The sequence below is a fragment of the Fictibacillus halophilus genome (genome assembly GCF_016401385.1).
GTDB lineage: Bacteria > Bacillota > Bacilli > Bacillales > Fictibacillaceae > Fictibacillus > Fictibacillus halophilus.
This window is the reverse complement of sequence record NZ_JAEACF010000001.1, coordinates 381,283-405,478: the sequence shown is the minus strand read 5'-3', so window position 1 is coordinate 405,478 and position 24,196 is coordinate 381,283. Positions and strand designations below refer to the sequence as shown.

Below are 24,196 nucleotides of genomic sequence, written 5' to 3'. Positions count from 1 at the left end.
TTGAAATAAACATGAAATTTTCTTCTATTCTTGTATAAATGAAAGCATTTTATCGAAACGTTTCAATTAAAATCAAGACAGTTTCAAGGTTTTTGGACTTCATATTGCTATCTTTCCCCTGCCCTTATAGAACAAGGGAAACAGCATACAAAGCCTGATGTTTCCATCAAAATATGGAAGGAAATCTCTTTTTGAAAATTCCATGTTGTAAACGATTACAACTTGAATTATAATGTGCTTATCGAAACGTTTCAACAATAATCTCAAAGAAAATTCGGGAATAATAAAAATTGAATTGCTTTTACGAGCAAATTATAGGGGGAACTCACATGAAAAAACGCTGGTTTAAAAAATCAATGGTTACGTCGATGGTTGGTGCACTTGTCCTATCTGGCGTATTAGCTGGCTGCTCTTCAGGTTCAGAAGATGGAAAAACAACAATTACGGTTTGGGGAATGGGTGAAGAAGCAAAATCATTTCCTAAGATCGCTGAAGAATTTGAAAAAGAAAATCCAAAGATTGATGTTAAAGTTCAAGCCCTTCCTTGGGATCAAGCACACGACAAGCTTTTAACAGCAGTTGCTTCTAAAAAAGGACCCGATGTTGTTCAGATGGGTACAACTTGGATTCCTGAATTTGCATCAGCTGGAGCATTAAAAGATTTAACACCTCATGTTAAAGACTACCCGGAACTTGATCCAAAACATTTCTTTGAAGGTTCTGTTGAAACGACTAAGTTTGAAGACAAAATGGTTGGTGTACCTTGGTACGTAGATACTCGCTTACTCTACTATCGTACAGATTTGCTTGAGAAAGCTGGATTTAAAGAAGCTCCAAAGACTTGGGAAGAGCTAAAGGAAGCTGCTGACAAGCTAGCTGACCGCGGAAAAGGTAAATACGGAATTTCAATCGATGCTAAAGAACAAAGCTTGTCCTTCATGTTCGCTCGCCAAAACGGCGCTGAACTATTAGGACCTAACAATGAACCTAAATTCAATGATCCAAAATTCGTTGAGGCGGTTGAGTACTTGAACAGCTTTTATGAAAGCGGAGCAGCTCCAAAAGAAGAACTTGGAATGGACATCGTTCAAGGCTTCCGTGGAGACGGTATCCTGCCTATGTTCATCAGCGGTCCTTGGATGATCAAACTGATCAACGACCAAGCTCCTGAGCTTAAAGGTAAATGGGGTACGGCTGTTCTTCCAGCAAAAGAAAACAACATTTCTGCACTTGGTGGATCTAACCTTTCTGTATTTGAACATACGAAGCACGAAAAAGAAGCGTTGAAATTCGCAGCATATATGAGTAAACCTGAAACACAATTAAAATGGATGGAGATGACGAACTCTCTTCCAGCAACACAAAAAGCATGGGAAGACGAATCACTAACTGGAAATGAATTTTACAAAGCGTTCGGTGAACAGATGGAAGCTTCACAACCGATGCCTGTTATTAAACAATGGGAAGAAATCGCTCAATCTTATTTGAAGAGTTTTGAGAAGATCTACAGAGGCGGGGCAGATGTTCAGAAGGAATTAGATAACTTTGATAAAAAGGCTGAAGAGATCTTAAAGAAATAAATCCTGTTGATCCGGGGTATAACGAGCAGGTTATCCTGCTCGTTCCCTTTTTATCATCAACACGGGTAACGATGAAGGATGTGAAAACATGAAAAGCTATTCAAAAACGACTCCTTACCTCTTCATTGGACCAGCGCTTCTATTATTGGCTTTATTCTCTCTTTTTCCCATTGTTCTTGCATTGGTGATTAGTTTTACAGATATTGACCTAGCTGGACTTGCAGACTATTCAAATATTAGCTTTATTGGAATCGAAAACTATATAAATATCTTTAAAGATCCTATTTTTCTAAAATCAATCGGTAACACTGTCTTTTATGTAGTGTTTGGTGTTCCCCTCGTTATCGCATGTTCACTTGGTATCGCCCTTTTGATCAACTTCGGGACAGCACGTATCTTCAAGGCCTTTCGTCTTGTTTTTTATATGCCTTCGATCACAAACGTTGTGGCAGTAGCTGTTGTATGGACTTACCTATACAACCCACAGTTCGGTCTGTTCAACTATCTGCTTGGTCTTGTAGGCATTCCTGCTATTCCTTGGTTGCAGGATCCAACGATTGCTAAGGGATCTTTGATCGCATTAGCCGTTTGGCGCGCGATCGGTGTGAACATGATTATCTTCTTAGCTGCGTTACAAGGTATTCCGAAAACGTATTATGAAGCAGCTCAATTGGACGGTGCGAACAACTGGAAACAGCTTACGAAGATTACGATTCCTCTTCTTCGTTACGCTATTTTCTTCGTATCAATCACGACGATGATCGGATGGATTCAGTTCTTTGAAGAACCATTCGTTATGACGAACGGCGGACCGCTTGATAGCACTACTTCTGTTGCCCTCTTCATCTATCGCAACGGATTCCAGCTCAGCAACTTCGGTTATGCCGCCGCAGGATCTTTTGTCCTGTTTGTAACGATTATCATCATCACGATGATTCAGTTCCGATTGCAAAAGAAAGATACCGACATTTAGGACGTGAGGTGAGAACATGAAATCAAAAGTATCTGATGCGAAAAAAGCATATAGAACACAGCAATGGATTGCAGGAATCGTCTTAACGCTTGGCGGCCTTTTAGTAGCCATCCCATTTATTTGGATGATCCTTTCAGCTTTCAAACCTGAAAGTGAAGTCCTTCAGCTCACACCGACTCTGTGGCCTGAAACCTTTACAACGGAGAACTTCGTCTACCTGTTTGAGAACATGAACTTTGGTGTTTATTTGCGAAATACGATCATCATCGTCCTCTGTTCTTTCGTCGGACTTTTCTTTAATGCGATGGCTGGATACGCGTTTGCGAAGTACAAGTTTAAGGGAAGAGAAAAGCTCTTCTACCTTGTGCTAGCAACAATGATGATCCCAGGACAAGTAACGATGATCCCTGTTTATTTAATCTTAAACCAGATGGGCTTGACGAACACGATGGCTGGTGTCGTTCTGCCAGGATTAGTTGGTGCATTCAGCATCTTCTTGTTCCGCCAGTTCATGTCTACCATTCCGGACGAATTGCTCGAAGCTGCTCGTCTAGATGGGGCAAGTGAGTTCCGTGTATTTATGCAACTCGTTCTACCTATTTCAAAACCAATCATGGCCGTTCAAGGTATCCTAACGTTTATCGCTGGTTGGAACAGCTTCTTATGGCCGTTGATCATCGCAAACGACGAAAGCTTATACACATTGTCTGTTGGATTAAGTCTTCTAAAGGGGCAGTATGGAGGAAACTTCGCGTTGCAGATGGCCGGATCAACGTTCATGGTTGTTCCAATCGTCATCATCTTCATCATCTTCCAAAAGCATATTATAGAAGGCTATACCATCTCCGGTATGAAATAGAAGTTTGGCGTTGAAGAACCCTCGATTCGAATATGTAATCGGGGGTTCTTTTTGTTTTTATTTGTCTACTTTTTGGAGCTTGGTTTTCTTTCTATAATGAAGATGGATGAGGATTGCAAATATGAACCCTGAAGCATAAACAATATCATTTAGGATGCTGTTGAAATGATACATTTTTGAAAAGATAGAGTACAGAAACAGGATTCCAGTTAATATTAAAAAAGCGTTTAATCTTTTCTCCGATGTTTTCTTCATATGTACCTCCACTACCATCATGTAAGAAGATGAACCTTTGTCGAAAAGCCTATAAATTATTTTGAAGACCTATAAATTATTTTGAGGACCTATAAAATGTTTTGAAGACCTATAAATTATTCTGAAGACCTATAAATTATTCTGAAGACCTATAAAATTATTTGAAGGACTATAAATCAAGAACTACGGCTATAAACCAAAATGGATTGCCTACCATACTTCAAAATACCGCTCTTAATTGAGTACTCTTATACCCAACCCTCAAGCTCTGACAATAAAACTCCTTTTTTCTTTACCAAAAAACCTAGATCACGCTCAAAGCCCCTCTCTGTTGTTATCAACAGATCTGAGAAAGAAAACCTATAGATTCTATTGAAATCTCTTTTAAGAGAAAAATAGATGTTCTCTTCTTCTGGACTAAATAACATAGATAGCTGTGTAGGAAAGTCCCCTTCTCTTTGAGCGGTTTGCTTCAGGATGGATAGTCCTTGTTCAACGGAAAAGTCACCTCTTCTGTTTACCAATCCACCATATGCTAGCTGATAACGATCACTTCCTAGTCCTTGCAATGTCATATCTTCCTGTTCCATGGCATCTCGAACTGAAAAATTTGTAAGAACCATAAAGTTATCCTCCAGCTGATCTGTGTCTATATATTTTCTTCCAGGCTCCACAAGGAACGACTTCTTGTTAGGACCAACTATTAAACTTTGAACACTATAATCAGGAACATTCACGATTTCTTTTTCTTGAAGATAGGTAGGCAGCACTGATGTTTTTACTTTTTCAGACAACACTTCATCAAATAACCTCATCATATGTATACTGTTTTTGTTCCTTTTATATTTGCCCTCTTCATTCGGGTTCACCATATGAAGATTCATAAAGATTCCGTTTTTATTAAAGCCAATGGCTGGTAGGAAACGGCCGCCTTCTTTTTGCAAAATAAGGAGCTGATTATCACCTGATAGAGCCATTTTAATCGGCCGCTCAGACAGATCAAAGTTCATTCCAATATACGTTCGATCTTCATGCAAAACAAAACTTGTACACATTGTTTCTTCACTCCACGTTGAAATTTTGCAGCTAAATAAACGGTACGCACAACTGTCTTAGAAAGAAGTTCCACATGTAAATCCTGTACCCTTTTATCGTCGTTTACGGTACGTGTTTTTATTTTTCTTACACGTTCACCGCTAAATGGTATCTTTTCACCTCTAAACATCACGTTTTCACTGATAAACTCACACTCACCACCTACGAATCACTCCTGACCACCGCTAACCTCTACACTTCCACCTGAAAGCAAAAAAAACAAGCTTGATCAAACAAAAAAACACCCTCATCCATTTGGAATCGGGTGCTGCGTACAATTATTGAATAGAGAACTTTTCTTTTCTCAACAGATCCTCTGGCTTTTTACCGATCGGATCTTGATGGAAGTAATCGCGAATCACACCATCTTTTAGATAGTTAGCGATTGAAACCATGATCATTCCTTGGTCAAGCGCTAGATAAGCCTTAGCGATTTCACCTGTTTCTACGTTTACAGAATCATAGAATCCATACTTGCTATACGTATCGAGCTCTTTTAATGCTTTAATGTTTTTTTGAACAGCTTTTGGATCATAATCTAATGCTAAAAATGATGCATGAGCGGTTACCGTCGCACCATCTTTGTATCCAGAAGTTCCTAGTGGTGTAGCTGCGAACTCACTGTAACCATCTGGTGTTGCTGATGGTGAGAAGCCCCATGCTTTATATCCTTTTTCTTCTGCAAAAGCTTGCTGTAATTCGACATGACGCTTGTTGTTTAGCCCTAACGCATTCTTGCCAAGTTCTACCTCATTTAAGACGATTCCAGGCATAAGGCTTTCAAACATGCTTCCGCCCCAGCTTGGAACGAATTTTACACCTTTGTATTCATAATGTCCTTCGAAAACAGAAATACCGTCATATTCGTGAGTTTCACCTTCTGGAATCTGTGCTTGCCAATCCCATTCTTGTGGCATCGTACGGTACATCTTCCACCAGTGCTCGCTCGGCACATCGTCTTTACCGATCGAGATATAACTTGCTACACGTGGTTCTGTGTTAAACAAACCATAATGATGATCTGTTAATTTTCCTTGTGCAACATCATATCCCCCACGGAATTGTCCCACTTCTGAATCATATAGAGTTGTATAATTCATGTTTTCAACGAGCTTACTCGTTTGTGGATTCAGCTCATCATAAGCTTGTCCAACTACAATCAACCCTGCAGACAGCCAGCCGTTATCCACTTGCGAGATGAATTGTCCCCAATCCTTTTTAACGGAACCATCTTTTGTGTTGTACCAGTTATAGTATAAGCCATTCCACTTTTCGAGATCTTCAAGTGTATTTAATGTGACTTGTATACGTTTTACCGCTTCCTTTTTTGAGATGATACCTAATTCTTGAGCGGAGATCGTACTCATCATATACATGCCAATATTTGTTGGAGATGTGTGTGTTGCGTCTTTTTTGCCTTCTGCTGTATATCGAGTCTCATCATAGGTCAAACCTGTCTTTGGATCAGTATGATCTTGATAAAACTTGTATGTCTTTTTAGCGATAGCTTTCAATTCCATTTGAAATGCATTATCTTTTGTTGCGGACGCTGATGATGTTACAAATACATTCGCAAACAAGCTGAACATCAATACAAAGCTTATGATTTTACTTCTTTTCATTGATGTGTTGCTCCTCTCCTTATTTAAAATCAGTAAATCGAAACGTTTCACTAATAGTTTAGCACGTTTGAACGAAATAAATAAGGAGTATAAAGCCTTTTGCGTCAATGGTTGTATACGCTTTCATAATAAACGGTATAAAGGTAGGAGAAAACTGATAATAACAGGAAATCAGTCCACCATATCAGGGAAATAAAGGATAACGACATATAGAGGAGAAGAATACATTACATACTTTTTAATAGAGTTAGGGGTTGCAAAAATGAAGAATAAATCTAAATCTGTTACCTGCTATAAACAGATTAAAATTCCTTACGTGATACAAAGTAAAACAGATCAGCCTAAAGGTTTGGCAATCATGCTTCCTGGTATAGGTTACACCGTTAAATCACCATTGTTTCATTTTTCTTCAGGTGCTTTTTTAAATAAAGAATATGATGTATTGCATGTGAATTACCCTTATTACTCAGCAGATTACGAAGACTTTAGCTTTGAAGAGCTAACCTCAGCACTTATTAAAGATGTTTCCGCTGTTTTACATGAAGTGCTTGATCAGACGAACTACAACTGTTATTACGTGTTAGGAAAATCCTTTGGCACGATGGCGATGCCTACTGTTTTAGAGCTTTTGCCTTTCCTTAACACAAAAGCTATATGGTTAACACCCCGTTTAATAGATGAACCTGTTTTTCAAACTATTAGAACGTGTAAACAACAGGGACTCTGCATAATCGGTGATAAAGATCCCTTTTATGACTTAGAAAAGATGAATCAAATACTACTTAACTCCTCAATAGAGTGTATAATTCCTGTGGGTGCAAACCATGCACTCGAAGTGGACAACGATATCATAAAGTCCATTGATACGGTTAAAAGTGTTATAAAAAGATTGGATAACTTTATCTCCTTGAAGAACGGAGTATTAAGAACATGAACTTTAAACAAAGTGAAGCTCTCGAAATTCTAGAACGTACACCTACCGTTTTAACTCACTTGTTATCAGGGCTCTCTCATGAATGGTTAAGAGGCAATGAGGGCGGTAATTCGTGGAATTCTCTTGAAGTTGTCGCTCACCTGATCGAATGCGAAAAGAATAATTGGATTCCAAGAATCAGCAGCATTCTTTCAAACAATGAGAATGAACCCCTTCCTCTCTTTGATCGATTCTCCCACTTAGGAAAAGAAACAGAAATGGAAGAGCTACTCCGTGAATTTAAGCAGAGTAGACAACAAAGCTTATACCAATTAGGTGCTTTTAAACTTAGTACCTTTGATTTAAATAAAACTGGACTACATCCCGAGTTTGGCTCCGTCACTCTTCAGCAATTACTATCAACGTGGGCCGTTCATGATCTTACCCATATCAATCAGATTACTAGGGTTCTAGCTAAACGTTATAGTTTTGAAGTTGGTCCATGGAAAAGGTTCTTAAGCATACTAAAATAATGTTCCCTAAATGGGAGCTTTTTTTATTTTAAGCAGAGGAAAATAATGGATTATGTCGAATAATTATAGTTAACTTTATTAGATAAAAAGAAATAGAGAGATTTAGGGGGAAAATTTCATGTATTTACTTGTCCTTCGGCGCATTGTTTATTTTCTGATGCCGATCGTAGGTGTTTTTTTCATTGGTGCACTTCCTTACCTTTTCTTCAGCAATGTTCAGGGTATAGAAGCTGTAGCTCGTTTGTTAGAATCTGGGGCACTCACAAATGCACTTTTTTTAAACCAGGATTTAGGATTATTTTTCGAACCTTATCTTGATAAGATATGGGATTTGTTCCTGAACCTTATAACGTTTTCAAACGTGACTTTTTATGAATATCAACAGGAGAAGTTATTATTCCCAACCATTTTAAAACCTTATTTATACTCTATAAAACTAGTATTAGGTGCATTCTTTCTAGCCATAGCTTCATCGATCATACTAGCTTTGATCATCAAGATTTTACCTGACCGCATTCAAAAAGGAATTCGCTTCTTATTCTTTTCACTCGAGTCCTTACCTGATATTTTTATAGTCGTAATCATTCAATATAGTATGATTTTGTATGTTAGAAATACGGGAAACCTTTTATTCCCAATCGTACATAGTGATCAAAATCCTAGCTATTTTCTACCGATCTTTTGTTTGAGCATTCTGCCAACCCTTTTCTTAATTAGAACGTTGCTGTTTTTACTTGATGATGAAGATTCAAAAACGTATGTAGAATTTGCACGCGCAAAAGGAATACGATATGCGCTAGTCCTTTATATTCACATGTTAAGAAATTCACTTTTGAGTCTGTTTTATTATTCAAAGAACGTCTATTGGTTATTAATCTCTACACTCTTTATGGTAGAGACAATTATGGCAATTCCCGGTATCACTGATTTTATGCTCGATAATGGACCTACGACGCCGGATGTCATTACAGTGAGCGTTTTACTCATGTTCGTTCCATTTTATTTATTATTTACACTTTCCTCCTACATTCTGGAGTATAAGCTAGGACGTAATGATGAGGAGGTAGCGTAAGATGTCTGTATGGAGAAGTCCGTTATTTTTAAGTGGTTTTATAATTATTGTATCTTTGTTTCTCGGAAGCATCATCTATTCACATTTTGTACCCAATGAAAAACAGCCAGTGATGCAAATTCGATTTGATGAACAAAAGCAGCCCATTGATTCAGCCCCTCTCGCTCCTTTTAAAGAAATGCCTTTTGGTACAGATCGATTTGGTGTCAGCATATTACACAAGGTGGTCGATGGAGCAAAGTATACATTAGGATTTGCCTTCTTAATCGCGTTCGCTCGTCTTTTCTTCGGAACGCTATTGGGATTAATCTTGAGTCAGCTGCCAAAACCTGTTCTTCGGATTTCAAGCAAACTCTTTGAATCTTTTTATTATGCACCTGCTACCATTGTTGCTTATTTGCTCATATATCCTGTTCTTCAGATTTTCACTTGGTCTGTTCCGAAAGATCAACAAACTATTTTTGCAATGCTGATTCTCATATTAATCGCTGTCCCTACCGTGATGGTAACGGTAGCCAACGAAACATCCAAATTTCTAGAGAATGAATTTATCTCTTCCGTTAAAGTGCTAGGAGGAGGCAGAATTCACAAGCTTCGTAAACACGTATTACCATATTTAAAACCGCGATTAAGCATCCTATACAGCCAGCAGCTAATCGCAACGCTTTTACTTGCAGCCCATCTTGGCATTTTACAAGTTTTTATTGGTGGAACTGACTTTGTTACACTCGATCCGTTAGAAAATAATACCGTGCCAGTTGCTATGATCAACGAATGGTCCAGCATGATCGGTGCCAACTACTATCAAATTCGTGGTGATCGGTGGATCGTATTTGCTCCACTCGCGGGATTCGCCATAACCATTCTCGCGTTGAACTTTATGGTTGAAGCAATGAAACGTCAATACCTTGCAAAAGGTGCTTACACGAAAAGAAGCCGAAAAGTAAGAAAGGTAAAGGCTCCTGTGCAAGTTAAGAAATTGTCTCAAGAACAGTTTGATAGGATTATGAAGACAGGAACTGACAATTAATGAATAAGAATGACTCGATGAGGCAAAGATTGACCTTATCGAGTCTTTTATCATTTGGTATGTATTTCGTTCGTTTTGAATAAAGGAATATTACGACATAAAAAGGAGTGAACCACTTGAGTGAAGCAGACCTTAATGTGATTTTCTATACATTGTTTCTTCTACTCGGATTACCGATCAGCTACAAGTACGCAAAGTTTACGGTATCACATACGGGTATGGTGCTTCCCCACTTCTTTGTCAGTTTGATGCTAAACTTATGTATCGGTACAGTTGGCATTGTGGGGTGGATTTTCTTTTCTGTAAGAATCTCTAGAGCATTCACAATCGGTGGTATCTTTTTAGGGGCCTGGATTATTTCAATAAGTCTAGTTTCCTTGTTGATTCTCCTCCTAGTTAAACGAAAATCAATGATACAAAGCTTCCACCTTCCTTCGTCTAAATAACAAAACACCTTCCTCGTTCATGTTAAGGAAGGTGTTTTGCTTCTTTACGCCTTGATACTTTTCTTCTCCAGATCAGAGGCTGGACCAAAGAACTCAAAATGAATGTTTTCTTTTGGTACATTCAACTCTTGAAGAGCTGTATTTATCACCTGCATAAATGGAATCGGACCACAAAAATAGTATTCTGCATCATCTTTTAAAGGTAAAATTTCCTTCAACCAAGCTTGATCGACGTAACCAGTCTTTGTATAGTCTAGATCATCGTCTAAAGGACTTTCATACACAAAATGTGTAGTGATATGTTCTGAAGCTTGTGCAATTTCTTTAACTTCTATCCTTAAAGCATGTGCTTGGCCGTTGATTGCAGCATGAACAAATGTGATTTTTCGTTCTGGCTGTTCACTTGCTACAGTTTTCAGCATACTCACCATAGGAGTTAAACCTACACCACCACTAATAAGTACTACGTGCTTTTCACTGGTTGTATCTAAATAAAAATCACCTGCTGGAGCGCTCAGATAAAGGATGTCTCCTTCTTTTACATTCTCATGCAAATAAACGGAAACCATTCCGTCTACTGCATTTCTACCGCTTTCTTTTTTTACAGAGATGCGATAGCTGCTTTTCCCTGGAGCATCAGACAAGCTATACTGTCTAATATGTGTGTTTTCCTGACCTGGTATATCCATTTTGACACTCACATATTGGCCGGGCTTAAATTTCGCAAGCGGCTTTTCATCTTGCGGTTTTAAATAGAAGGACGTTATTACAGAGCTTTCTTCTACTTTACGTGCTACTACAAAAGGTCTAAAACCTTCCCAACCCGCATCCTCATACATGTTACGTTCAATACCAATAAAGACATCAGCGATCACCCCATACGCTTCCGCCCAAGCATTGATGATTTCATCAGTGGCAGCATCGCCTAGCACATCTTTAATAGCAAGAAGCAGGTTTTCACCGACCACAGGGTAGTGCTCTGGCTTCACGCCTAGACTACGATGTTTATGGGCGATTCCTTTTACGACCGGAATGATGGTTTCAAGTTTATCAATATTAGCTGCTGCTGCGTATACTGCGTTTGCTAATGCAGCTTGCTGACGTCCTTTTTTCTGGTTTGCATGGTTAAAGATATTCAAAAGCTCTGGATGCTTCTGAAACAGCATTTCATAAAAACGGGAAGTAATCGCTTCTCCGTGTACTTCTAAAACAGATACGGTTGACTTAATAATTTCAATGGTTCTTTGTTGTAACATGTCAATTCCCCCTTATATTCTTCTTACAACTTTATCGTAAAAGAATGGTAAAAGAGAATGTGTGATTTGAATCACTTTTCCTTGGGACGTTTTGTGAACATAAATAGTGCTATTTTCTTAGCCACCCTTCTGCTTTCTGTTTTATTTCCTTCTGAAGACCAGCAGAATTTTTCGTGTCTTCTAATGCTTTGCCTGCGTATTTTCTCGGAAAGATCTTATACAAGGATCGTTTAAAGTCAGCTCCATCGCGTGGTTCCTTATAATGTGAGATTACATACTTGCCGCCTTCACTTTTGAGTTTGATTACGGCAGGAACTGAATGACCGGATTGCCCCTCAGTCTTCGTTTCTTCGTTAAAGCCCAAAAACAAAGAATATAGATAGACTGATGTTTCTCCTCCAGTTTCTTTCGCTCCATAGATCTTGTGAACTTCAAACTGTTTATCCGTTTTTGGATATACTCCATCATAATGTTGAATGATATAATCCGAAATCAACTTATTCATTTCAGAAGTCACTTTCACTTCATTAGAGGAGCGGAATGAAGTACATCCCGCTAATAAGAAAAGCAGACTCCAAGTGATCACCGTTATTCTCTTTAGACACGGTAACATCCAATTCCCCGCTTTCTTTACGTTAGATCTTGCCCCCATAACGATTGTAAAAGAATCATGTATAGTGCAAGCAGCACAGATATAATCATCACGCCAACAGAAATGAATCGATAGTTATCCACTTTAGAGAGCGTGATTCCAAAAACAGTCATCGCTAGAATCGTTGCTGCGTAATACACATAAAACATAGGATAATAATGCAACGGACCTAAAAACAACCCTAAAACTGCGAACTGAACGCAAAACGCTAATATTGAAAGCAAGACCCACTTTTCTTTTTCTTTTGTTTTAATTGCACCGATTAAAGATATGAAACCAGCTCCAAGTACAACCACAATTAATGCCCATTCATATAGAAAGAACAAATTTTCATGATTTACTGCAAAGTAATAACCCACCATCAATACAGGAAATATAGCAAGTAATAAATACGAACTTCTCTTTACATATAGATTGCTATCCATTAACGCTCCCCCTTTACATATTACTTCCTACTACCATATTACCATTTTATGGTTCGTTATCGTTCGGTTCTTTTCAAACTATTCAAACGATTTTATAATAATATGATACTATTGAAAGATACAAAACTTCACTAAGTGAAATGAAACGGAATTTTTATGAATTATTCAGGAGTTGGCAGAGCGATGAGAAGGTCTTTAATCACCTACAAAGAAAAAATAGTACACCTTACAGAATGGGGTGAAGCTCATAATCCTACCATTGTTTGCTTACACGGATTAGGAAGTACGAGCCTTAGCTTTCTAGAAGTAGCTGAGGAGTTACAGAAGGATTTTAAGATCATTGCGTTCGATGCTCCAGGTCACGGGAGAACTGAGCCCTTTGACACTTCTAGAGATTATGAGATGCCTAGACTTGTTGAATGGCTTAATGGTTTGTTAGTGCAATTAAATGTAAGCGATTTCTATTTCTTATCACACTCTTGGGGCAGCTTTCTAGCTCTTCACTATTTGGTTCGTTATCCTGAACACGTTTTGGATACGATTTTAATTGACGGCGGCTATCAAACAAAGCGTATATGGTCTTCCTCTTTAGAAGAAGAAATGAATCATTATGAAAAAGACTTTGATGAGTACGTGTTCGATTCATGGAATGACTTTTTTCGAGCAGAAAAAGAAAACTATTTGATGTGGTCATCGTTAAAAGATGTCGCTGTTAAAGATCTTGGTGTCGAAAGAGAAGGTAAAGTTTGCTGGCATGCTAAAGGTGAAACAGCCCGTTATATCATCCGCGGCATGCATCTGAACGAAACAGAAGATATTTATCACCTTCTGCCGCCAGGTATTACTTTGCTTGTTGCCACCGTTCCTGAGCGGTTGTCCGAAATCAGATTGCAGACCGCTGATACGTTTAAAAAGAACGCACTCGGTGAACTAAAAGTAGTTCCAAACACGACACACTTGTTGCATTGGGACAGACCAAGCGTTGTGATCAATCTAGTTCTATCTAAATGGCTAAATAAATCGGAGGTTAAATGATGGCATACTTACTCGTATATTTTTATAAATTAAAACCTGAAGTGAAAGAGAAATTTCTTGAAATATCCGCGAAATCCAACAAAAAGTTTCAAGAATACGGAGGGGTGACAGAACAGATTTTCAAATTGTCCACTTCACCCAAAAATTATGGGTTTTCTTCTATTTCAGAAAAACTGCAAGTTGAAGAAGGAGAAGAACTTTGGATCGGCCTTCTCCGCTTTCAATCTGAAGAACATGCACGCATGACGATGGAAGAATTCGACCAGGATTTAGAGATGAAGGAACGATTAGACGAATTTATATCCCATGTAGCCCCACTTGAAAAGTTAGTTTTCGGAGAGTTTGTTTCTGAAAACGAGGTAGTCACCATTTAAAAGAACGAACCAGAGTTATACTGGCGTTAATAAAAAAATGCATCTCCTTTTTCAAAGGAGATGCTTAACCAAATTCTTTTTGATGTGCTTTTTTCATTTTCAAATATTCTTCATCCGTTCGAGCCAACTTCCACTTCTCCTCAAAGATTGCCGCTGACTTTGCTTTTACAGGATCAATCTTCCTCTTATTTACCTCACCATCTTCATTGTATTTCCTTCCTCCTTTATAGTTCGTGTACCTTCTTGCGCGTGTATATCCCATCTGAAGAAACTTTCTCGCCATATCTGCTCCAACAAAGTCTTTGTTTTTCTTATATTCTAGAAACTGTTCATAGATTTTCTTAGAAGACTTTTCTGCTTCTTCTGGAGTCTTAAAGCGCCAGTGCGGTAAGATTTCACTCTTATAAGGTTCCACTAATAATACTCCCTGCTCGCCACGTCCTACACGATACTTTTCAGGAAATTTTCGAAAATCGATATTATCAAAATCAAGATCATAATCAAAAGCCATTCCTTTTTCCTCCTTTTTATTAACGTTACCCTAAAAGGAAGAAATCAAAAATAAAGAGTGTTTTGTATTCCTTGTTGCTCTTGAAAGTAGTAGGTTTCCGCTGCAGGTTGCTTGCTTTCCACGGGGCGAACGGTGAGCCTCCTGCCACTTTTAAAAAGCTGTATTGGATTTCTTAATCACTTTCAAAAGTAGTAAATAAAAATTAAATAGAATTTATGAAATGAAAAAATCCGCTGCTTCTTTAAAGAAACAACGGATCAATACGTTTAACGAACAACCTCATACAAACTCTCAGATGCTTCTTCTATAAATGGGCATGGTTTTCCTGAGTAGAAAACGGTTAACTCATGCATCGCACGTGTACATACCGTATAAAACAGTTTACGTTCTCGTTCGAGTTGATAGCCGGAAGCATCAAAAATCGTTACTGCATCAAATTCAATCCCTTTGGCTAAGTAAGATGGGATGACGATGACTCCTTTTTGGAAGGAAGCATCTTCATCAATCATTAGCCTTACATCTAAACTTTTCTTCAACTTGTCATAGACAGTCTTGCTCTCTTTGGCCGAACGGCAGATCACCGCTATTGTTTCATGGCCTTTTCTCAACCAATCTCCTATAAGATTCTTAACCTGATCAAGGTGATCTTCATCCCGTTCAACTGCTGCTATTACAGGTTTCTCGCCTGAACGATTAAACGGAATAATTGTGCTTCCGTCCTTTAAAAGACTTTTCGTAAACTCTACAATTTCTTTTGTAGAGCGATAACTTCTTTGCAAAGTAATCGTTTCAGAATTTTTCTTGTTTAACAAGTTTTTCAGCATCCTGAACGTTTCATCTGACGCATGAGCATATATGGATTGGTTTAAGTCACCTAGTATCGTTAGATTAGCTCTTGGAAAGATTCGCTGAATGAAAGCAAACTGAAATGGCGAGAAATCTTGTGCTTCATCAATAAAAACATGACGAACTGCTGCATTTGACTGAAAACCCACTAATAATTCTTTTACATATAATAGCGGAGTGGCGTCTTCATTCGCTAAGTGGTTTTGTTTCAGATTAAACAACGTTTGATTGCAGATTTCGTTCCAAGCCTTCACGTCCTCGATCAACCGTTTATTTTTCTGAAACAACTTAGCATATAAGCTTTTTATATCTAAAAAAGAAAACTGTTCGATGCTCTCTCTTAGAGATTTAAAAGCAATTCGCGTTACATAAGCAGAAAGCACTTTTTGTTCACTCGAAAGATCATTAAATGAGTCAGCTCCATATTTATTTCGTTCCTCTAACTTCTCATACAACCTTGTGTATACATTTTTATCAAGAAGCTGTATCTCTTTTTCAACCCATGGTTTCTTCCGTTCTCTTCGTTCTATTTTCTTCAGCTCTTCTAAGATCCAAGCCACCGTCTTTTTCATTCGATAGGGAACAGTTTCTTTCTGATCTAAAGAATAGAAGTATTCACTGATCTGTTTAGCACGAATCACGACTCGGTCTCGAAATTTCACATTCAAAAACTGCATGCCGGATGTGCTTAACTTCTCAGCATAGCGATGAATCGCTTCTAAGAATTCAACTGAGGCTTTAAACTGGATTGCTTCTACACGCTTTGAATCTGCTTGTTCAAATAAAAGCTCCTCCATCTGCTCAAAAGGCGTCTCAATAGAATATTCTCCACTTAAGTGATGGTCCACATAAGCTTGAAACGTTGTTTGTTCCATGTTTTCCTCACCAAGTTCAGGTAAAACGTTGGCTACATAACTGTTGAACATGTTGTTTGGTGAAAATAACACAACATGGTGTGACTGAATGGTTTCTCGATCTCGGTACAACAAAAAGGCCACCCGTTGAAGAGCCGCTGACGTCTTTCCACATCCAGCTGCACCTTGAACGACAAGTAAATCACTTGCTGTATTTCGTATGATTGCATTTTGTTCTTTTTGAATCGTCGCCACAATGCTTTTCATTTGTGTGTTCGCTTGGTTGCCTAATACGTGCTGTAACAATTCGTCACCGATCGCTTCTCCCGTATCAAACATTCCAGTAATATGAGCATTCTTAATCATGAATTGTCTTTTTAGCTCTAGTTCTCCTTCAATGCTGCCACTCGGTGCACGAAAATCAGCTTTGCCTAGAGAGTGATCATAGTACAGACTCGAAATCGGCGCACGCCAGTCATGTACGAGAAACGTGCTAGTTGGTTCATCATAATACGAGGCTATTCCAATATATACTTGTTCTGCTTTCTCCTCACCGTCTTCTTTAAAATCAATCCGGCCAAAGTAAGGGGAGCTTTTTAATTTTTCATAGGTTTTAAGTCGAGCTTCTGCAGAAGTATGACTGCGTTCAATCTCAGATAATAGCTCTGATTGCTGTTTGATACTAGCAGCCGTTTCAATTGCGTCGTCGGCATCCTCTAGGTTCACTGTCACATCAGACCAAAAATTCTTTCGGATTTGAACAACATCTGCCTTCTTTCCACCGAGATGATCCAGAAGTTTTTCTGTTGCATCAGAAAGTTTATGAATGACTTGATCTACACGCTTTTGTTCATACTGTTTTTCTTGATCCCATGTTGTCATCCGATTTCCCCCTACAAAAAAATTTATTAGTAAATCGTTGACACACATTCCTGTTTTATCGTATAATAAAATTAGAAACAACTATATTTAAAAATATTGATTTAGTGCGTCTTTTCTATAATAGCACATTTCTATACATAAAGTATATACAAAAACAGTGAAAACCTTTTTAGGGATTCACTGTTTTTTGTATTTAAACAACTATACTTGTTTAGCTGTTTGATTTTCAATAACTCTTTTAATCGCATGCATTTGACCTAAGTGATTTGTTTCATGAAAAACAGTGAAATTCACAAGCTCACCGAAAGTAGTTAAATTGAATACTGGTTTCTCCAACTTTTCATTTAACCTTTCTGCTGGTATCGCCTTTATGCGAACTAACTGTTCTTCTAACTGCTGCTTAAGTTCTTTTAGAGTAGGAACTTCACCTTTCCAATCAGCAGGGCTTGTCCCTCTATTAAATAGCTCAACATATTGCTTTGGCAGGTTTGAAGAATGTTCCGGAAACCCAAACATAAAATATTCTGCAGTCGTGAGGACGTGTCCAATATGCCAGCGGATATTATTATTGAACCCATCTGGTTGAATATCTGCTGCTGAAGTATCTATTCCATCCACTTGCTTCAGGAAGATGCTTCTTGCTAGTTCAAAATTTTGAAATGTTAATTGATTCATAATAAACCTCCTCAGAATTTGCTCTTTTCACCATTCATCATACGTATACACTCACTAGAAGACAAACGTTATGCTATTTCCCTTAATAATTTGTTTTATCGATAGTTATTATGAATGGGATCGAATAGATCTTCCTCTGTTTTACGTACAACTGAAAAATGATCCACATTATAATGACCGTGTAAAATTTTATTATGGTGGCTTACGATTTGTTCCGCTTTTAACACTTCTGTGTCTGAAGTAGAGTGCCCATCTTCTACTAGCGTAACATCGAAGCCAGAGACAGTCGCAAACCGCACAGCTGTATCGATGCAGTGTTCCGTTTTACAACCCATAATAACCAGATGGGCAATTTTTTCTTCTTTTAAATAATTCATTAAGGGTGTGTTGTAAAAAGCATTCGTTGCTTGCTTATCAAAAACTACTGCATCCTCTGGTACATGAATTGCAGAATGAACCTCGAAACCTGCTCCATTTCCCTCAGAAATATCTACATCTCTAACAAAAACAATTGAAGCTATTGCTTGCTTCGCTTTTTCAATAACAACATTAATATTTTGAAGCAATCCTTCACTGTTATAAACGGCTTGTTCTTTTTCGTTTCCATCAATTAGTTCTTGCTGTGCATCAATTACCAATAATGCATGTTTCAAATGACCCGCTCCTTTTTTTCCATCTCACATTACTACTTCTTCCTGAAGCACAAAATACCTTTCAGCTTGAAATATTTATCATCTTTATTGGTTAATACTAACAAAGAAGGAATTTTTTACGGTTGCGAAAAGCAGGGAATTATCTAATAATAGTAAGGTTCAACAACTGAGTTTATTTAGGAGGAAAAGAAAAATGAAGTACATCATCTTTCTGGCTGGAGTGGCAGCGGTTTTCTTGTTAGCCTTTCTTGTCAGCAATGATCGCAAAAAGATTAAATACAAACCTATCCTTGTTATGCTTGGATTACAGCTTATTCTTACATACTTTCTATTAAACACAGGCGTCGGCCTTATTATTATAAAAGGTATCTCTAAACTGTTTGAAAAGTTGTTAAGCTACGCAGCAGCTGGGGTTGAATTCGTATTTGGCGGCCTAGCTAATGAAGCTGCAATGCCTTTTTTCTTAACTGTTTTATTGCCGATCGTTTTCATTTCCGTATTAATTGGGATTGCACAGCACTTTAGAATTCTTCCATTCATCATCAAATGGATTGGTTTTGCGCTAAGTAAGGTGAACGGCTTAGGAAGACTAGAGTCTTACAACGCCGTTGCTTCTGCTGTTTTTGGACAATCAGAAGTATTTATCTCTGTAAAAAAATTATTAGGTCATCTACCAAAGCATCGCTTATATACGCTTTGTACCTCTGCCATGTCAACAGTATCCGCTTCAATACTTGGAGCATACATGGCTATGATTGATCCAAAATACGTTGTAACGGCACTCGTGCTAAACTTATTTGGCGGATTCATCATAGCAAACATCATCAACCCTTATGAAGTTACTGAAGATGATGATATCATCGAGATTGAAGAAGAAAAACAAACGTTTTTCGAGATGCTTGGGGAATACATCATGGATGGCTTTAAGGTTGCTGTAATCGTCGGTGCCATGCTTCTTGGATTTGTAGCTTTAATCGCGTTAATCAACGATGTGTTTGACATGATTTTCGGGATTACGTTCCAAACGATGCTTGGATATGTGTTTGCTCCAGTAGCGTTCTTAGTTGGTATCCCTTGGGCAGAAGCAGTTTCAGCAGGTACGATCATGGCAACTAAACTTGTTTCGAATGAATTCGTAGCTATGATCGACTTAGGAAAATATGCGAAAGACATGTCTGATCGAACAATTGGAATTGTCTCTGTCTTCCTTGTTTCCTTCGCCAACTTCTCTTCTATCGGTATTATAACTGGTGCTGTAAAAGGTTTACACGAAGAACAAGGAAATACGGTTGCTCGCTTTGGGTTGAAGCTTTTATATGGTGCAACATTAGTAAGTATCTTATCTGCAGCAATTGCGGGACTGTTTTTATAAGGAAATTCAAAAAAGAAGCCTCGGCTTCTTTTTTTATGTATCTAAATATAGAAAAAGCTGTCTCTTTAGGGAGACAGCAATATCAACTATTATTGAAGTTCTGATGCAAATTGACCTGGAATCAATTTTAGTTCTTCGTGAACGGAATTTAACTTTTCTTCAAAACCTGTAAATAACTCATCAGCTTCAGTTGCTTTTGCTTCATCTTCTAAGCCAGCTACACGAGCTTCATAAGATTTTTTAAGTTCTTCAAGAGAACCTTTTACAGCTTCTTGGTTTTCTTTTGATAAATCTGATGGTACTTCAATAGATGGAATCTCTGCAACTGCTTTTTCACCGCTAGCTTTAGCATCTGCTTTTAATTTATCAAGTTCTGCTTGTGGAAGCGCCTCTTCGCCTTCTTTTTCAAGACCAGCAGCATATGCGTTGAATGGTGCATGATATCCACGAAGCTGGTTCATTAGCTCACCTTCAAAGTTAAGAAGTGTGATTTTTTCAGCATTTCCATCTTCTTTCTTTTCTGCAGCCGCTGGCTTAGCCTCTTCTTTCGGTTTTTCTTCTTCCTTGCTGCAACCTACGCTAAGCGCAAGAACTGCAGCCGCTGTTACTGCTAAAAACTTTTTCATTGAGAAAGCCCCCTATATATTTCTATTTTTTGGAACTTTCTCATTTTAATACTTTTTCTTACTATTGTAAATCAAAATGTATCCGTTTTCTTATAAAGAGTTAAAAATAATGCTGAAGCCTTAATATGATTGAATAATCTAACTATTCCATTAATTTACTTTCTTTTTCTTTTAATATAAAAGTTATCTTTCTATACTAATCATTTCGTTTCCTTAAACTTTTTCTCATGATTCAATAGCCATTCTTTTCGCCATAAACCACCCGCATATCCTGTTAGTCCGCCGCTTGAACCTATAATTCGATGACATGGCACAACAATACTTAGCTTGTTCTTTCCATTGGCATTTCCTACTGCTCGGACCGCTTTTTCTTTTTGCAGCGTGATGGCAATATCTCTATAAGAGGCGGTTTCTGCATATGGAATACAAACCAGCGAATTCCATACTGATTGCTGAAAAGGCGTGCCACAATATTCAAAATGAAACGTAAAGGTTTGTCGTTTACCTTGGAAGTATTCTAAAAGTTGATTACGACAGTCTAATAGAACAGAAGGGACATCATCTTGATTCTCAAATGCATCCTCTCTATCTACGAACAGAATGGATTGAACAACATCTTCGTTTCCTAAAATCTCGATTACACCAATAGGAGAATCTAGCTCTACTTTATAATACTTACTCATATAATGACCTCCACAAATAAAAAGTGGCATATGCTTCCCATCCACTCCAGTTTTTTGCTAGTATCTTTAATTCTTTTTCCGTTGGCTTTTGCTTCCATTTCAACTGTTTCATTACAGCATTCTGTAGCCCTACGTCAGCAACTGGAAAAGCATCGGTCTTTAGTAGACATTTCATCAACACATAATCTGCTGTCCAAGGTCCAATTCCTCTGATTGAGATAAGTTGTCGAGCAGAATCTTCAGATGATCTCAATATATCTTTTGACAGACGACCTTCAACTATTTCTCTGGCCACACCAATCACATATTCAGCTTTACGCGTTGTAAATTGGAGTTCTCTTAAATCGTCAATCTGAAGATCTGCGATAATTTCAGGAGAGGGATATACCCAGTATTCATTGTCATGAAGCACCAGCTTCTTCCCAAACCTCTCAACCAACCTCTGCTTCAAAGTATAGGCAAATGTCAAATTGATCTGCTGGCCTATGATCGCCCAAGTCAATGCTTCAAAAAGGTCAGGAATACCGATCATTCGCAAACCAAAATATTTTTCTACAAGCGGCTGTAATAAGCGATCTTCTGAAACGGCAGCATAAAATAAGGAAAGATCTTGATTTAGATCAAACCAATTTTCAATAAATTTAACGATTGTTTCCTTATTGGAAGGCTCTCTATCTGGAAATTCAATGACGAGCTTGTGATCTTTGTAACTAATCTTGATCAATATTAATTCAGAATTCACCTCGACTACTTTATAAATGTTTTTCTCATGTATGTGATGAAGAACTTCTAATCGTGATCTCTCAAGAAAAACAAGACATTCGCTATAGGAAAATTCCAGCGGCAACTCTATTCTTAATGTCCCATCAAATTCAGTCCATCTCATGATTCGTTTCCTTTGGCTTCTTTCGACTTTCGATAGTCACTTGGTGAGCAATCTTTGTACGTACGAAACGTTTTATAAAAGTTAGAAGGACTCCGAAATCCTGATTCATAGCATATCTCAAGACTTGTTTTTGAAGTATTTCTTAACAAATAAGCGGCTTTATCGATACGAATATTCTCCACATATTCTCGAGGCGTAACATTCATCTCTTCTTTAAACAATCGTTCAAGATAAAATGGACTGACTCCTGAATGCTCGGCTACATCTTGTAGAAGAATTCTTTTTTGATGGTTGTTCACTAAATAACTTGTTGCTTTTCTTATCAGATTAATTTGTGGACAATGTTCGATCTCCGGCTGACATCTTTTACACGCTCGATAGCCAGCCTTCTCACATTGCGCGATCGAATCATAAAACGCTACGTTTTGCTTTTTTGGTTTTCGCGATCGACAGGATGGACGGCAATAAATCTTTGTTGTTTTTACAGCTGTATAAAATAGGCCATCATACGACCTGTTACACTCCATGATCTTATCCCACATCTCGTCAAACGACATTTGTATCGTACCCACAGACCACACCTCCATCAGTCATCTTTCCATTATTTTAACAACTTCAATCTAACAAATCGTCCTCATTCTTGCTGTTATGGTCTTATCACTTCAACGTTAACATTTCAAAACCAGAGTATTAAAAAAGAGTGACGATTTAGCCACTCTCATTCGTACCTGTGTTTATTTAACCGCTGCCATTCTATCATTCTTATTTGGTCCACTCTTAGTCTTATATTGATAATAGATGACAAATGCAATCAAGAACGATGTAATACCAAACCCTATGACCATCTTATGAAATCCAATCGTATCTAGGAACAATCCTGTAAGAAGCATCAAAACCTGGAAGATAATATTATCAACCATCCCTTTAATTGAGAAAAACCTGCCGTGATAGTCTGACGGGACATCCGTTTGGAAAATGGTAGTTACGACAGGAAACAGCGTTCCGGCAGCAAGACCAAATAATCCGAAAGAAAGAACCGACATGATTGGATGTTCTGCTAAAAACAAAGATGTATGTGCGGCCGCGATAATAAATGTAATGGCAAACATATAAGATAACTTTGGATTATCTCTAAAAAATTTCTTCGATAAGTACGTTCCAATGAATACACAAACACCTTCAGTCGTATAAAGAATACCTTTTATACCCGCATTGTCCTGCAACTCACTAATTTCAATCACCATCAAATTAAATCCAGATAAAAACAGATAAGCCGGAATCAATAAAAAGATACCATACACAACTTTTCGTTCGTTCTTAATGATGGGATACAGTTCTTTAAGCGTTCTAAAGAAGTTGTCCTTTTTGCCTGATGAATCTACTTTCTTTGGCTGTTCCTCCACATCTAAAAAGAAAGTAGAAATTAGAAGGATGACATATGAAATGAGAGTAACCGTGTACAAAGAAAATAGCGACATGCCGACCAGCATCACTCCGCCAAGTGCAGTCCCTACGATTCGAGATGCAGTAAAGATATTCATGTTCACACCATTGGCATCTAAAAGTTCTTCTTTTTTAACGATCAACGGCAGCATCGTTTGCATGGCAGGCTGAGAGAACGTACCAGAAATACCGATAACAAGTGTATAAACCACCATCCACCAAACATTGTTATAAGCAATCGCCAAATACATAAAAAAGATAGCCGCACATCGAGCAAAGCCGGCATAGATTAATATCTTCTTCTTATTGCTGCGATCAATGATTCGCCCAGCCATCGGTGCAAGAAAGATTCCTACTAGAAAGCCCGCCAAAATAATTAGTGCCTGCAAGAAAGATGACTCAACATTCATCTGCAAAAATTCAAGATTCCCAATAATCCCTACCCATAGGCCTGTGCTGGATACAGCAAGCCCAAACATCAAAATCAAAAAATTCCGGTTTCTCCACATGTTCCCTTTCCCCTCTCAGTTATACCGAAATCATCAATAAAACAAGTACGTGACTAACACGTGAACGACTCCACTTGATGCTGTGTACGATCTTTATTCCAATTATTATATATTCGTTTTAAGTATGTATAGATGA

26 protein-coding genes are annotated in these 24,196 nt (G+C 38.0%); 11 read left to right on the top strand and 15 right to left on the bottom strand.

The genetic code is table 11. The features are described 5' to 3' along the window. Positions 1-329: 329 nt before the first annotated feature. The 3 genes from I5J82_RS02155 (at position 330) to I5J82_RS02145 (ending at position 3,412) form a co-directional block, all read left to right on the top strand. Positions 330-1,580: a sugar ABC transporter substrate-binding protein gene (locus I5J82_RS02155; protein ID WP_198766461.1), complete on the top strand. Its 1,251-nt coding sequence runs from the start codon at positions 330-332 to the stop codon at positions 1,578-1,580. Between the two features lie 88 nt (positions 1,581-1,668). Then, entirely contained in the window at positions 1,669-2,553 is an 885-nt protein-coding gene (locus I5J82_RS02150; protein ID WP_066392036.1) for a carbohydrate ABC transporter permease, read from the top strand. Between the two features lie 16 nt (positions 2,554-2,569). Beyond that, positions 2,570-3,412: a carbohydrate ABC transporter permease gene (locus I5J82_RS02145; RefSeq protein WP_198766460.1), complete on the top strand. Its 843-nt coding sequence runs from the start codon at positions 2,570-2,572 to the stop codon at positions 3,410-3,412. 57 nt (positions 3,413-3,469) lie between these two features. Here I5J82_RS02145 and I5J82_RS02140 read toward each other — a convergent pair whose 3' ends face one another. The 3 genes from I5J82_RS02140 to I5J82_RS02130 all read right to left on the bottom strand — a co-directional run bounded on the left by I5J82_RS02140 (position 3,470) and on the right by I5J82_RS02130 (position 6,384). Continuing rightward, on the bottom strand, positions 3,470-3,667 hold the full coding sequence (locus I5J82_RS02140; protein WP_197222201.1) for a hypothetical protein: 198 nt from the start codon (positions 3,665-3,667) through the stop codon (positions 3,470-3,472). Positions 3,668-3,915: 248 nt separating this feature from the next. After that, entirely contained in the window at positions 3,916-4,722 is an 807-nt protein-coding gene (locus I5J82_RS02135; protein ID WP_198766459.1) for a hypothetical protein, read from the bottom strand. A gap of 318 nt (positions 4,723-5,040) precedes the next feature. Continuing rightward, on the bottom strand, positions 5,041-6,384 hold the full coding sequence (locus tag I5J82_RS02130) for a glucoamylase family protein (protein WP_198766458.1): 1,344 nt from the start codon (positions 6,382-6,384) through the stop codon (positions 5,041-5,043). A 262-nt stretch (positions 6,385-6,646) separates the two neighbouring features. Between I5J82_RS02130 and I5J82_RS02125 the strand changes: the two genes are divergently transcribed. The 5 genes from I5J82_RS02125 to I5J82_RS02105 all read left to right on the top strand — a co-directional run bounded on the left by I5J82_RS02125 (position 6,647) and on the right by I5J82_RS02105 (position 10,378). Beyond that, positions 6,647-7,318 carry an alpha/beta hydrolase gene (locus tag I5J82_RS02125; RefSeq protein WP_198766457.1) on the top strand — a complete coding sequence of 224 codons (672 nt, stop codon included), beginning with the start codon at positions 6,647-6,649 and terminating at the stop codon, positions 7,316-7,318. Continuing rightward, positions 7,315-7,830 (top strand): DinB family protein, encoded by a 516-nt coding sequence (locus I5J82_RS02120; protein ID WP_198766456.1) that lies wholly within the window; start codon positions 7,315-7,317, stop codon positions 7,828-7,830. The genes I5J82_RS02125 and I5J82_RS02120 overlap by 4 nt, the downstream gene beginning before the upstream one ends. Positions 7,831-7,948: 118 nt before the next feature. After that, entirely contained in the window at positions 7,949-8,902 is a 954-nt protein-coding gene (locus I5J82_RS02115) for an ABC transporter permease subunit (protein WP_198766455.1), read from the top strand. Position 8,903: 1 nt separating this feature from the next. Further along, complete coding sequence (locus I5J82_RS02110; protein WP_198766454.1) at positions 8,904-9,932, top strand: ABC transporter permease; 1,029 nt, start codon at positions 8,904-8,906, stop codon at positions 9,930-9,932. Between the two features lie 116 nt (positions 9,933-10,048). Next, positions 10,049-10,378: a hypothetical protein gene (locus I5J82_RS02105; RefSeq protein WP_198766453.1), complete on the top strand. Its 330-nt coding sequence runs from the start codon at positions 10,049-10,051 to the stop codon at positions 10,376-10,378. A 44-nt stretch (positions 10,379-10,422) separates the two neighbouring features. Here the strand turns inward: I5J82_RS02105 and hmpA are convergent, their stop codons facing one another. The 3 genes from hmpA to I5J82_RS02090 all read right to left on the bottom strand — a co-directional run bounded on the left by hmpA (position 10,423) and on the right by I5J82_RS02090 (position 12,711). Continuing rightward, the gene (hmpA, locus tag I5J82_RS02100) at positions 10,423-11,634 is read right to left on the bottom strand and encodes an NO-inducible flavohemoprotein (RefSeq protein WP_198766452.1); all 1,212 of its coding nucleotides are present in this window, start codon (positions 11,632-11,634) and stop codon (positions 10,423-10,425) included. A 109-nt stretch (positions 11,635-11,743) separates the two neighbouring features. Beyond that, the gene (locus I5J82_RS02095; protein WP_198766451.1) at positions 11,744-12,139 is read right to left on the bottom strand and encodes a hypothetical protein; all 396 of its coding nucleotides are present in this window, start codon (positions 12,137-12,139) and stop codon (positions 11,744-11,746) included. 125 nt (positions 12,140-12,264) lie between these two features. After that, positions 12,265-12,711, bottom strand: coding sequence for a hypothetical protein (locus I5J82_RS02090; RefSeq protein WP_198766450.1), 447 nt, complete (start codon positions 12,709-12,711; stop codon positions 12,265-12,267). Between the two features lie 183 nt (positions 12,712-12,894). Between I5J82_RS02090 and I5J82_RS02085 the strand changes: the two genes are divergently transcribed. Then, the gene (locus I5J82_RS02085) at positions 12,895-13,746 is read left to right on the top strand and encodes an alpha/beta fold hydrolase (protein ID WP_198766449.1); all 852 of its coding nucleotides are present in this window, start codon (positions 12,895-12,897) and stop codon (positions 13,744-13,746) included. After that, complete coding sequence (locus tag I5J82_RS02080; protein WP_198766448.1) at positions 13,746-14,120, top strand: DUF1428 family protein; 375 nt, start codon at positions 13,746-13,748, stop codon at positions 14,118-14,120. Before I5J82_RS02085 ends, I5J82_RS02080 begins: the two co-directional genes overlap by 1 nt. Before the next feature lie 64 nt (positions 14,121-14,184). On the opposite strand, the gene I5J82_RS02075 is transcribed toward I5J82_RS02080, so the two are convergent. From I5J82_RS02075 to I5J82_RS02060, 4 genes are all read right to left on the bottom strand, one after another. Then, positions 14,185-14,631 carry a DUF4385 domain-containing protein gene (locus I5J82_RS02075; protein WP_198766447.1) on the bottom strand — a complete coding sequence of 149 codons (447 nt, stop codon included), beginning with the start codon at positions 14,629-14,631 and terminating at the stop codon, positions 14,185-14,187. A 266-nt stretch (positions 14,632-14,897) separates the two neighbouring features. Next, entirely contained in the window at positions 14,898-17,213 is a 2,316-nt protein-coding gene (gene helD, locus I5J82_RS02070; RefSeq protein WP_198766446.1) for an RNA polymerase recycling motor HelD, read from the bottom strand. 201 nt (positions 17,214-17,414) lie between these two features. Further along, positions 17,415-17,888, bottom strand: a complete 474-nt coding sequence (locus I5J82_RS02065) for a DinB family protein (protein ID WP_198766445.1) — start codon at positions 17,886-17,888, stop codon at positions 17,415-17,417. A 95-nt stretch (positions 17,889-17,983) separates the two neighbouring features. Next, a complete protein-coding gene (locus tag I5J82_RS02060; protein WP_198766444.1) occupies positions 17,984-18,541 on the bottom strand; it encodes a cysteine hydrolase family protein in 558 nt (185 codons plus the stop codon). A gap of 193 nt (positions 18,542-18,734) precedes the next feature. Here I5J82_RS02060 and I5J82_RS02055 point away from each other — a divergent pair, with 193 nt between their 5' ends. Then, positions 18,735-19,913, top strand: a complete 1,179-nt coding sequence (locus I5J82_RS02055) for a NupC/NupG family nucleoside CNT transporter (RefSeq protein WP_198766443.1) — start codon at positions 18,735-18,737, stop codon at positions 19,911-19,913. An 89-nt stretch (positions 19,914-20,002) separates the two neighbouring features. Here I5J82_RS02055 and I5J82_RS02050 read toward each other — a convergent pair whose 3' ends face one another. From I5J82_RS02050 to I5J82_RS02030, 5 genes are all read right to left on the bottom strand, one after another. Beyond that, positions 20,003-20,539: a hypothetical protein gene (locus I5J82_RS02050; protein WP_198766442.1), complete on the bottom strand. Its 537-nt coding sequence runs from the start codon at positions 20,537-20,539 to the stop codon at positions 20,003-20,005. A gap of 200 nt (positions 20,540-20,739) precedes the next feature. Then, a complete protein-coding gene (locus I5J82_RS02045) occupies positions 20,740-21,222 on the bottom strand; it encodes a methylated-DNA--[protein]-cysteine S-methyltransferase (protein WP_198766441.1) in 483 nt (160 codons plus the stop codon). Then, positions 21,215-22,108 (bottom strand): DNA-3-methyladenine glycosylase family protein, encoded by an 894-nt coding sequence (locus tag I5J82_RS02040; protein ID WP_198766440.1) that lies wholly within the window; start codon positions 22,106-22,108, stop codon positions 21,215-21,217. The genes I5J82_RS02045 and I5J82_RS02040 overlap by 8 nt, the downstream gene beginning before the upstream one ends. Beyond that, the gene (locus tag I5J82_RS02035) at positions 22,105-22,650 is read right to left on the bottom strand and encodes a bifunctional transcriptional activator/DNA repair enzyme AdaA (RefSeq protein WP_198768879.1); all 546 of its coding nucleotides are present in this window, start codon (positions 22,648-22,650) and stop codon (positions 22,105-22,107) included. The genes I5J82_RS02040 and I5J82_RS02035 overlap by 4 nt, the downstream gene beginning before the upstream one ends. Positions 22,651-22,842: 192 nt before the next feature. Then, entirely contained in the window at positions 22,843-24,060 is a 1,218-nt protein-coding gene (locus tag I5J82_RS02030; RefSeq protein WP_198766439.1) for an MFS transporter, read from the bottom strand. Positions 24,061-24,196: the final 136 nt, after the last annotated feature.